This is a genomic window from Micromonospora sp. NPDC050417 (assembly GCF_044458865.1).
In the GTDB taxonomy this organism is placed as follows: Bacteria; Actinomycetota; Actinomycetes; order Mycobacteriales; family Micromonosporaceae; genus Micromonospora_G.
On record NZ_JBITIH010000012.1, the window covers coordinates 82,250 to 91,737 of the forward strand.

Annotated in this window: 8 protein-coding genes; 3 read left to right on the top strand and 5 right to left on the bottom strand. The window is 71.1% G+C overall.

All coding sequences use genetic code 11. From position 1 onward, the window contains the following. Nucleotides 1-76 precede the first annotated feature (76 nt). From ACIBF5_RS17235 to ACIBF5_RS17250, 4 genes are read right to left on the bottom strand one after another with little or no spacing between them, the layout of a single operon-like run. Nucleotides 77-1,828 (bottom strand): ABC transporter ATP-binding protein, encoded by a 1,752-nt coding sequence (locus ACIBF5_RS17235; protein ID WP_396812621.1) that lies wholly within the window; start codon nt 1,826-1,828, stop codon nt 77-79. After that, nucleotides 1,825-2,760 (bottom strand): ABC transporter ATP-binding protein, encoded by a 936-nt coding sequence (locus tag ACIBF5_RS17240; RefSeq protein WP_396812623.1) that lies wholly within the window; start codon nt 2,758-2,760, stop codon nt 1,825-1,827. The genes ACIBF5_RS17235 and ACIBF5_RS17240 overlap by 4 nt, the downstream gene beginning before the upstream one ends. Before the next feature lie 3 nt (nt 2,761-2,763). Next, nucleotides 2,764-3,831, bottom strand: a complete 1,068-nt coding sequence (locus ACIBF5_RS17245) for a FecCD family ABC transporter permease (protein ID WP_396812626.1) — start codon at nt 3,829-3,831, stop codon at nt 2,764-2,766. Beyond that, nucleotides 3,831-4,796, bottom strand: a complete 966-nt coding sequence (locus ACIBF5_RS17250; RefSeq protein WP_396812863.1) for a FecCD family ABC transporter permease — start codon at nt 4,794-4,796, stop codon at nt 3,831-3,833. Before ACIBF5_RS17250 ends, ACIBF5_RS17245 begins: the two co-directional genes overlap by 1 nt. A gap of 229 nt (nt 4,797-5,025) precedes the next feature. Here ACIBF5_RS17250 and ACIBF5_RS17255 point away from each other — a divergent pair, with 229 nt between their 5' ends. Continuing rightward, on the top strand, nt 5,026-6,063 hold the full coding sequence (locus ACIBF5_RS17255) for an iron-siderophore ABC transporter substrate-binding protein (RefSeq protein WP_396812628.1): 1,038 nt from the start codon (nt 5,026-5,028) through the stop codon (nt 6,061-6,063). 1 nt (nt 6,064) lies between these two features. Further along, nucleotides 6,065-6,991, top strand: coding sequence for a siderophore-interacting protein (locus tag ACIBF5_RS17260; protein WP_396812629.1), 927 nt, complete (start codon nt 6,065-6,067; stop codon nt 6,989-6,991). A gap of 56 nt (nt 6,992-7,047) precedes the next feature. On the opposite strand, the gene ACIBF5_RS17265 is transcribed toward ACIBF5_RS17260, so the two are convergent. After that, nucleotides 7,048-7,992, bottom strand: a complete 945-nt coding sequence (locus tag ACIBF5_RS17265; protein ID WP_396812631.1) for a methionyl-tRNA formyltransferase — start codon at nt 7,990-7,992, stop codon at nt 7,048-7,050. A gap of 142 nt (nt 7,993-8,134) precedes the next feature. Between ACIBF5_RS17265 and ACIBF5_RS17270 the strand changes: the two genes are divergently transcribed. Next, nucleotides 8,135-9,484: a lysine N(6)-hydroxylase/L-ornithine N(5)-oxygenase family protein gene (locus tag ACIBF5_RS17270; RefSeq protein WP_396812633.1), complete on the top strand. Its 1,350-nt coding sequence runs from the start codon at nt 8,135-8,137 to the stop codon at nt 9,482-9,484. Nucleotides 9,485-9,488 lie beyond the last annotated feature (4 nt).

Sequence of the window (9,488 nt, forward strand, 5' to 3'; positions counted from 1 at the left end):
CGGGTCGTCGCGAGCGGGTGGGCGGATGGGCGGCGCCGCTGCGGGTGGGCCGAGTTCGGCGGGGCGGCGGGCGGGGTCAGGCCAGCACGGTCGCGCGGTAGCGCTCGTGGCCGCGTACCAGGTCGGCGTGACTGCCGGTGACCGGATCCCGGTCGCCGTCGAGCAGCACCACCCGGTCGGTGACCGCGAGCAGCGCCGGGCTGCTGGTCACCAGGATGGTGGTACGGCCCTCGCGTAGGTGCCGCAGACTGGTGGCGATCCGGGCCTCGGTGGCGGTGTCGACGGCGGTGGTGGGCTCGTGGACCACCAGCACCGGCGGCTCGGCGTGCAGCGCGCGGGCCAGCGCGATCCGTTGCCGCTGACCGCCGGAGAGCGAGTGACCGCGCTCGCTGACCGGGGTCTGTAGCCCGTCGGGGAGCACCAGGGCGACCTGGTCGACGGTGGTGGCGGTGAGTACCGCGTGCAGTGGGCTTCCGCCGTTGCCGGCGGCGGTGACGTTCTCGCGTACGGTCCCGGCGAAGAGCACCGCGTCGTGGCTGGCGGTGAGCATCGCGGTGCGGACCCGCGCCGGGTCCAGGTCGGTCAGCGCCACACCGTCCAACGTGATGGTGCCGGTCTCCGGGTCGGCCTCGCGGGCCAGGCAACGTACCAGCGCCGAGGCCGCGGCCGGGTCCGGGGCGACCACGCCGAGCAGTTCGCCGGGGGAGACCTGGAGTTGACTGATCCGCAGCGGACCGTCGGTGACGTTGTCGAAGCGCAGCTCGCCCCGGACCGGGTGGGGCAGGTTGACCTGACCGGGGTGGACGGCCGGCGCGGCGGCGTGCACTGCCGCGACCCGGGCGGCGGAGGCCCTGGCCTGGGCTAGTTCCGCGTTCACCCAGCTCAGCGTCGACAGTGGGTTGAGCAGGAAGAGCGCGAGGCCGACCGCGGCGATCAGTTCGCCGATGGTGATGTCGCCCTGGATGGCGAGGCGGGCACCGAGCAGCGCGACCGCGGTGATGAAGGCACCGGTGACCGCGATCAGCGCCCCGTCGTGCCAGGCCTGTGCCCTCGCCGCGCGTAACGTCGCGGCGAGCGAGCGGCGGTTGATCAGCCGGTAGCGGGCCGAGGCTGCCTGCTCTGCGCCGATTCCCTTGAGGATCCGTAATCCGGTGACCAGGTCGGCGGCGACCCCGGAGGCGTGTGCGGCGTTCTCCTGTTCGGCTTCGCTGCGCCGTTGCAGCGGACCGCCGAGCAGGTGCGCGATCCAGAGCACCGGTGGCGCGCCGAGCAGGATGAGCAGACCCAGCGGTACGGAGGTGTGCAGCAGTACGACGGCGGTGGTGACCAGTGCGGCCAGCGCCGCCGCGCCCGCGGTGAGCGCCATGTTGACCGCTCCGACCCGGCCGGCGTCACTGGTGGCGGTGTTCACCAGGGCGCCGGGCAGGTGGCCGCGTTCGACCCCGCCGTACGGGGCGAGGACCCGTGCGGTCAGTTCCTGGCGGATCCGGTGGGCCGCCTGCTCGGCCGCGCGTTCGCCGGCCCGCGCGGCGAACCGGAAGCTGGTGGAGAGGCCGGCGAAGACCAGACCGAGCACGACCAGCCAGCGCACCAGGGCGGTGGTCGAACCGGTCGCCACGGCCCGGTCCACCACCAGGCCGATGATCACCGGGACCAGTGCCTCACCCGCCTGGTGTCCAACGGCGAGCAGGCTACCGAGGGCGACGTACCGGCCCTGGCCGGTGACCGCCCGTCGCAGCACCTGCCGTGCGGTCGGTGGGGCGGTTGCCGGTGCTGGTGTGGCCGGACGACCGGGCACGGTCGGCACCCGCGTGGTCTGGGTGGTCACCTGATGCCTACCGGTGCGGGGCTGGCCTGATGGTGCCGGCCCATTGGAATGATCATGGGAGTGCCGGTGACCGGGTCGACGTCGACCTGACAGTCCAGGTCGAAGACCTGCTCGACCAGGTCCGTCGTGATCACCTCGGCTGGGCTGCCCTGGCGGACGATCTGTCCCGCCTTCATGGCGATCAGGTGGTCGGCGTACCGGCTTGCCTGGTTGAGGTCGTGCAGCACCATCACCACGGTGCGGTTCTCCTGCCGGTTCAGGTCGACGATCAGGTCGAGGACGTCGATCTGGTGCGCCAGGTCGAGGAAGGTCGTCGGTTCGTCGAGCAGCAGCACCGGGGTCTCCTGGGCGATGGCCATGGCGATCCAGGCCCGCTGCCGTTGGCCCCCGGAGAGTTCGTCGACCGGTCGGTGTGCGTGCGGCAACATGTTGGTCGAGGCCAGCGCGTCCGTAACAGCTTGTTCGTCCTGTGTGGACCACTGTCGCCACCAGGTCTGGTGCGGGGCGCGACCCCGGGTCACCAGGTCGATCACGGTGAGTCCTGGCGGCGCCACCGGCGACTGCGGCAAGATGCCGATCTTGCGGGCGACCTGTCGGGTGGGCATGGACTGGATCGACGCGCCGTCCAGCCGTACCGAGCCGGCACGCGGGGCGAGCAGTCGGGCCAGGGCCTGCAACAGGGTCGACTTGCCGCACGCGTTGGCGCCGACGATCACCGTGATCCGTCCGGCCGGGATCGCCACCTCAAGGCCGTCGACGACGACCACCCCGTCGTAGCCGAGGGTGAGGTCGCTCGCCCGCAGGTCGGGCAGACCGGGGGTGAACTCGCGGGTGCGCGGCTCGGGCGGCGTCGTGGGCAGGCTGGTCGGATACGGCCGTGGCAGGCCGGGTGGGAGGTCGGTCACGGTTCGGCTGATCGGTTCAGCGGTCACGGGTCATCCTCCGGAGCCGGTTCGGTTGGCGCGGGCGAGAAGCCAGAGCAGGACCGGTGCGCCGAGCACCCCGGTCACCACTCCGACGGGCAGGTGGTCGTCGGGCAGCACGTGCCGTGCGATCAGGTCGCCGGCCATCACGACCAGGGCTCCGGTCAGGGCGGAGACCAGTGGCGGCGGGGTCGCCGAGGCGGTCAGGCGCAGGGCGATCTGTGGGGCGATCAACGCGACGAACAGGATCGGTCCGGCCGCCGAGGTGCCGAACGCGGCCAGGCCGACGGCGGTCACCAGCAGCGCCAGTTGGGTACGGGCGACCGGCGTACCGAGGCCGGTGGCGACCGCGTCGCCGAGTTGCAGCGTACGGAGCCAACGGCCGAGCAGCAGGGTGGCGGGGAGCAGCACCGCCATCGCGAGCGCGAGCGGTCGTACGTGCTGCCAGCCGCGTTCGTTGAGGCTGCCGACCAGCCAGCCGGCCGCCTTCTGGGCCTCGAACGGCATCGCCTTGGCCAGCAGGTAGTCGGTGGCGCTGGTGCACATCCAGGCGACGCCGATGCCGATCAGGACGATCCGGTATCCGGTCGCCCCGCGCCCCCGGGACAGGACGTACACCAGGAGTGAGACGGTCAGCGCCCCGAGCAGGCCGAGCGCCTGGGTGCCGAGCCCGGCGCCGAAGCCGAGCACGATGCCGGCGACCACCGCGGTCTGCGCGCCGGCGATCACCCCGATCATGTCCGGGCTGGCCAGCGGGTTGCGGGTCATGGTCTGGAAGACGGCGCCGGAGACGCCGAAGGCGGCGCCGACGAGGAGGCCGACGAGAGCCCTGGGCAGACGGAGTTCCTGCACCACCAGCAGCGTTCCGGGGTCACCGACGCCGAACAGGGCCGGCACCACCTCGGCCAGGGTCAGTGGATAGTCGCCGGTGGTGATGCCGAGGCAGAACACCCCGAAGGTGGCGAGCGCCAGGGCGGTGCCGACGGCCAGGGAGCGCAGCGACACGACGCCGGAGATCCGGGATCCGGCGAGCCGGAAGGTGGCCCGCCCACGGGCGGTGGAGAGTTCGACGAGGGCCATCAGAGTTCCGCCAGCCGGCGTCGCCGGACCAGGGCGATGAAGAACGGTGCCCCGAGGAAGGCCACGATCACGCCGACCTGGATTTCGCCGGGGCGGGCGACCACCCGTCCGGCGATGTCCGCGCCGAGCAGCAGGATAGGGGCCAGGACCAGGGTGTACGGCAGCAGCCAGCGGTAGTCCGGCCCGGTGATCATCCGAACCAGGTGCGGTACGACGAGTCCGACGAAGACGATCGGCCCGGTCACCGCGACCGTGGCGGCGGCGAGCACGGTGATCGCCGCCGCTCCACCGAGGCGGATCACGCCGACCCGGCGCCCGAGCGCGGTGGCCACCTGGTCGCCGAGGGCGAGGCTGTTCAGGGCGGGCGCGAGGGCGAGCGCGGCGATGATGCCAAGGACGAGGAAGGGCAGCACTCGCAGCAGGGTGCCCCGATCCTGACCGGCGAGGGAGCCGGCGGTCCAGAACCGGTAGCGGTCCAGCGCGAGCGGGCTGGCCAGCACCATCGCGCTGGTCAACGAGCCGAGCAGCAGGGTCACCCCGACCCCGGCCAGGGCGAGCTTCACCGGCGTCGCGCCACCTCGGCCGACCCCGCCGAGCAGGTAGACGATGGCGCTGGCCAGCAGTGCGCCGAGGATGGCGAACCAGATGTAGCCGTACAGGCCGGTGAGGTGCAGCACGGCGCTGGCGGTGACGATGCCGAAGGCGGCGCCGGCGCTGACGCCGAGCAGTCCCGGGTCGGCCAGCGGGTTGCGGGTGAGTCCCTGCATGACGGCGCCGGCCAGGCCGATGGCGGCACCGGCGAGCAGACCGAGGGCGGTGCGGGGCAGCCGCACCTCGCGCACGATCGCGAACACGTCCTCGGGGGTGCCACTCGGGTCCACAAACGACCTCGCGACGTCGGACAGGGGGATCTGGCGGGCGCCGATCGCGATGGAGAGCAGGCAGACCAGGCCGAGTACCAGCAGGCCGGCGGTGAGTGCGACCAGATGGACGCGGGCGCGCCGACGCGTGGTGGGGGGCCGGATCGGTGCGCTCACATGGTCTCCTCGTGCGATCCTGCCGTTGTCGCGATCGACTTCGACATAGGTGAGAGCATCTTACGGCTTGAGGTTAGGTTAGCCGACCCTTACTATATGGCAACCTTTCCTCGGCCGCCGCCGAGGTCCAGCTGACGTCGATTCCCGAAGGGGACCCATGCGTAGCCCGTCGAAGATTGTCAATGGCCGTCGGACCGGCAGATGGTCGCGGGTGCTCGTCGCCGCGGCTCTGACCGCCACGGTGGCCGCCTGCGGTGGTGGGTCCGAGGAACCCAACGGCACCGCGTCGTCGTCGGCGGCGCCGGGAGCCTTCCCGGTCACCATCGAGCACAAGTACGGCTCGACCACCGTGACCAAGGCGTCCAGCAGGGTCGTCACCCTCGGCCTCAGCGACCAGGACACGGTGCTCGCGCTCGGGATCAAGCCGGTCGGCGCGGTCGACTGGTTCGGCGAGCGTCCGTTCGGCAACTGGGCCTGGACGAAGGACCTCTGGGGCAGCACCCCGCCGGAGATCGTCGGTGAGCGGGACGAGTACAACGTCGAGAAGATCGTCGCGCTGAAGCCCGACCTGATCATCGCCCAGTACTCGGGCATGACCCAGGAGCAGTACACCACCCTGTCGAAGATCGCCCCGGTGGTCGCCCAGGCCAAGCAGTACGACGACTACGCCACGCCGTGGGACGAGATGGCGAAGGTGATCGGCAAGGCCCTCGGGGCCGAGCCGAAGGTGGACCAGTTGCTCGCCGCCATCGACAAGCGGCTCGCCGACATCCGGCAGCAGCACCCGGAGTTCGCCACCCAGACCGCGGTGGTCGCGGACCCGAGCGAGCCGGGCACGTACGCGGCCTTCGCCAAGGGCGACCCGAAGGCGCAACTGCTCGGCGAGATGGGCTACAAGCTCTCCGACCAGGTGGAACAGTTGGCCGGTAAGGAGATCGCGGCGGTGGTCAGCTCGGAGCGGCTCGACCTGCTCGACGTGGACCGGCTGGTGCTGCTGACCGCCGACCCGTCGGTGGAGCCCCGGGTGAAGGCCGACCCGGTCTACGCCGCACTGAAGGTGGCCAAGGAGGGCCGGGCGGTGTTCGTGCCGTACATGGAACCGCCGGTCGGCGCGGCGCTCTCCTTCGTCACCGTGCTCAGCGTGCCGTACGCGATCGACCAGTTGCTGCCGATGCTCGTGGCGCCCGGCCGCTGACGTGCCGGCCTACCTGCCGTTCGCCGTACGGGTCGTCCGGGTCCAGCGGTTGAGCCCGACCTTCGTACGCGTCACCGTGGCCGGCGACTCCCTCGCGGGGTTCGCCGGCCACGGCTTCGACCAGCGGATCAACCTGCTGTTCCCGGCACCGGGCGAGGGTCCGGAGGTGCTCCCCACCGGTCCGGACTGGGTCGAGCGGTGGCAGTCGGTGCCGGCCGACCGGCGCCCACCACTGCGGACGTACACCGTTCGGGCGTTCCGGCCCGAGCGGCGTGAACTCGATCTGGACTTCGTGTTGCACGGTGACGTCGGCCCCGCCTCGCGCTGGGCCGCCCGGGCCCGATCCGGCGATCCGCTCACCGTCATCGGGCCGGTCGCCGGTGAACCGGGACCCGTCACGGACGTGGCCTGGGCGCCGCCCGCGTACGCCGGACGCCTGCTGCTCGCCGCCGACGAGGCCGCCGTGCCCGCCGCCTCGTCCATCGTCGAACTGCTCGGCCCGGACGTGCGGGCGACCGTGGTGCTGGAGGTGCCGGAGCCGGCGGACGTGCTCGCGTTCGACGCCCCCGCTGGGGTCACCGTGATCTGGCTTGCCCGCAGCCGTGGCGAGGCACTCTTGCCGGTGGTTCGGGAACTGGTCGCGGAGTTGGCGCCGGCGGTCGTGGGCGCGGGCCTGAACGGTTCTGGCCGGCTACCGCTGCTGCCCGTCGACGGCTCGCCGGCCGACGGGTCGGACCAGGACGACGATCTCTGGGAGGTGCCCACGTCGGACGACCCGGATCGGCCGGATGGCTTCTACGCCTGGTTGGCCGGCGAGGCCGGGGCGGTGGTGGCGATGCGCCGGCACCTGGTGGGGGAGCGGGGCGTGGACCGGCGGGCGGTGGCGTTCATGGGCTACTGGCGGCGGGGCCGGGAACAACCGAACTGAACATGACGTGCCCGCCGTCGGAGACCCGGCGGCGGGCACGCCCGTGGGCGCGTCGGTCAGGGCTGGCCGGTGAGGTAGCCGCCCATGGTGTGGAAGAACTCGGTGGCCGGGTGTTCGGTGCCGTCGTCGGTGCGGACCCGCTTGACCAGTAGACCGTGGCTGCGTCCGTGGCGCGCCTCGGCGCCGGCGACGATGACGATGCCGTCGTCCTCCCGGATGAAGATCCGACCGGGGGTGCCGCCGTAGTAGCCGCGCGACACGGCTGCCTCGGTGATCCGGACCCGCTCGCCCCGGTGGTAGGTGAACGCGTTCGGGTAGGGGTCGGCGAGTGCCCGGACCAGACGCTCCAACTCCTCCGCCGGCCAGGTCCAGTCGATCAGGCTGTCCTGGACGGAGCGCTTGTGGAAGAAGCTGCCCTTGCTCGCGTCCTGCTTCGTCCACTCGGTCTGACCGGATTCGATCAGCGCGAGGCCGTCCAGTGTGATCGGTCCGAACAGTTCGAGGGTGCGGTGGAACAGGTCTGCCGTGGTGTCGGTCGGTCCGACCGGGACGGCCCGCTGTAGCACGATGTCGCCGCCGTCGAGCTTGTCGTCCATCAGGTGGGCGGTCACCCCCACCTCCGGCTCGCCGTTGATCAGCGCCCAGATCAGGGGAGAGAAGCCGGCGTACTTGGGCAACAGTGAGTCGTGCACGTTCAAGGTGCCGTGACGAGGGAGATTGAAGATCGACGGGGGCAGCCAGGTGCGCCAGTTGGTGGCGACCATGATGTCCGCGTCGACCTGCTTGACCTGGTCGGCGAGCTCGTCGTCGGGTCGCTGGCGCAGGAGCACCGGTACGTCGTGCGCGCGGGCCAGGTCGGCTACCGAGTCGTCCCACATCTGCTCGTACGCGTGGTCGCTCTTGGGGTGGGTGACCACCATCGCGACCTCATGTTCCGAGTCCAGTAGGGCCTGTAGGGTCCGGTGACCCCAGGTCTGGTAACCGAACATGACTACTCGCATGTGGACGCCTCCTGGCATTCCCGGCGGATACTAGTCAGGCAAGCCTTACCTAGCTAGCGTGTGTGGTGTTGCGGTCCTCGCATTGACCGAGGTTTGAAGCAAGGGTAGCCTACCCTAAATCGACGATCTAGGGGTGTGGTCCATGGCGCACGTACCGCCGCACGACGAGGTGCCCGTCTACGACATCGTCGGAGTGGGGTTCGGCCCGTCCAATCTGGCGTTGGCCATCGCCCTGACCGAACAGCACGTACCCGCCGGACCGGCCGGGATGACGCAACCCGTCTCCGCGGTCTTCCTCGAACGTCAGCAGAGCTTCGGCTGGCATCGCGGCATGCTCCTCGACGACGCGACCATGCAGGTCTCGTTCCTCAAGGACCTGGTGACCCTGCGCAACCCGACGAGCCGGTTCAGCTTCCTGGCCTACCTGCACGCCAAGGACCGCCTGGTCGACTTCATCAACCACAAGACGCTCTACCCGCTGCGGATCGAGTACCACGACTACCTGGAGTGGGCCGCGGCCCAGGTCGACCACCTGGTGCGCTACGGCCACGAGGTGATCGGCGTACGGCCGGTGATCGGCGAGGACGGGATCGAACTGGTCGACGTGTTGGTCGACACCGGGCAGGGCACCACCGTCCACCGGGCCCGCAACCTGGTGCTCGCCACCGGCCTCCAGCCCCGGATGCCGGCCGGCGTGATCGCCGACGAACGCATCTGGCACAGCCGTGACCTGCTGTTCAACCTGGACCGGCCGGCCGTCACCACCCCCTCCCGGTTCGTCGTCGTCGGCGCCGGACAGAGCGCCGCCGAGGTCACCGCGCACCTGCACGAGCGGTTCCCCACCGCCGAGGTCTGCGCCGTCTTCTCCCGGTACGGCTACAGCCCGGCCGACGACAGCTCGTTCGCCAACCGGATCTTCGATCCCGGTGCGGTCGACGACTACTTCGACGCCCCGGCCGAGGTCAAGGCGCAACTCATGGCGTACCACGGCAACACCAACTACTCGGTGGTGGACGGCGACCTGATCGCCGAGTTGTACCGGCGCAGCTACCGAGAACAGGTGCTCGGCCAGTCCCGCCTCCGCCTGCTCAACACCTCCCGGCTGCGTGGCGCCCTCTCACACCCCGACGGCGTGCAGGTCACCATCGAGACCCTGATCACCGGGCAGCCGGCCGTCCTGGACGCCGACGTACTCGTCTGTGCCACCGGCTACGACCCGGTCGACCCGGCCTCCATGCTCGGCGAGCTGAGCGGCCACTGTCACCGCGACGAACTGGGCCGGCTCCGGCTGGGCCGGGACTACCGGGTCGCCACCGGCGACGCGCTGCGCTGCGGCATCTACCTCCAGGGCGGCACCGAGCACAGCCACGGGATCAGCTCCTCGCTGCTCTCCAACGGCTCTGTACGGGCAGCCGAGATCCTGGACTCGATCGTGTCCCGCCGGGACCTGCCCGCCCCGATGCCGGCGTCGGCCGGCGCCGGCCGCGCCTGACCGT

Excerpts from the sequence above, each read along its gene's own strand:
- ACIBF5_RS17245 (WP_396812626.1), bottom strand. The coding sequence starts at position 3,831 with ATGGCCCTCGTCGAACTCTCCACCGCCCGTGGGCGGGCCACCTTCCGG.
- ACIBF5_RS17255 (WP_396812628.1), top strand. The coding sequence starts at position 5,026 with ATGCGTAGCCCGTCGAAGATTGTCAATGGCCGTCGGACCGGCAGATGG.
- ACIBF5_RS17265 (WP_396812631.1), bottom strand. The coding sequence starts at position 7,992 with ATGCGAGTAGTCATGTTCGGTTACCAGACCTGGGGTCACCGGACCCTA.
- ACIBF5_RS17270 (WP_396812633.1), top strand. The coding sequence starts at position 8,135 with ATGGCGCACGTACCGCCGCACGACGAGGTGCCCGTCTACGACATCGTC.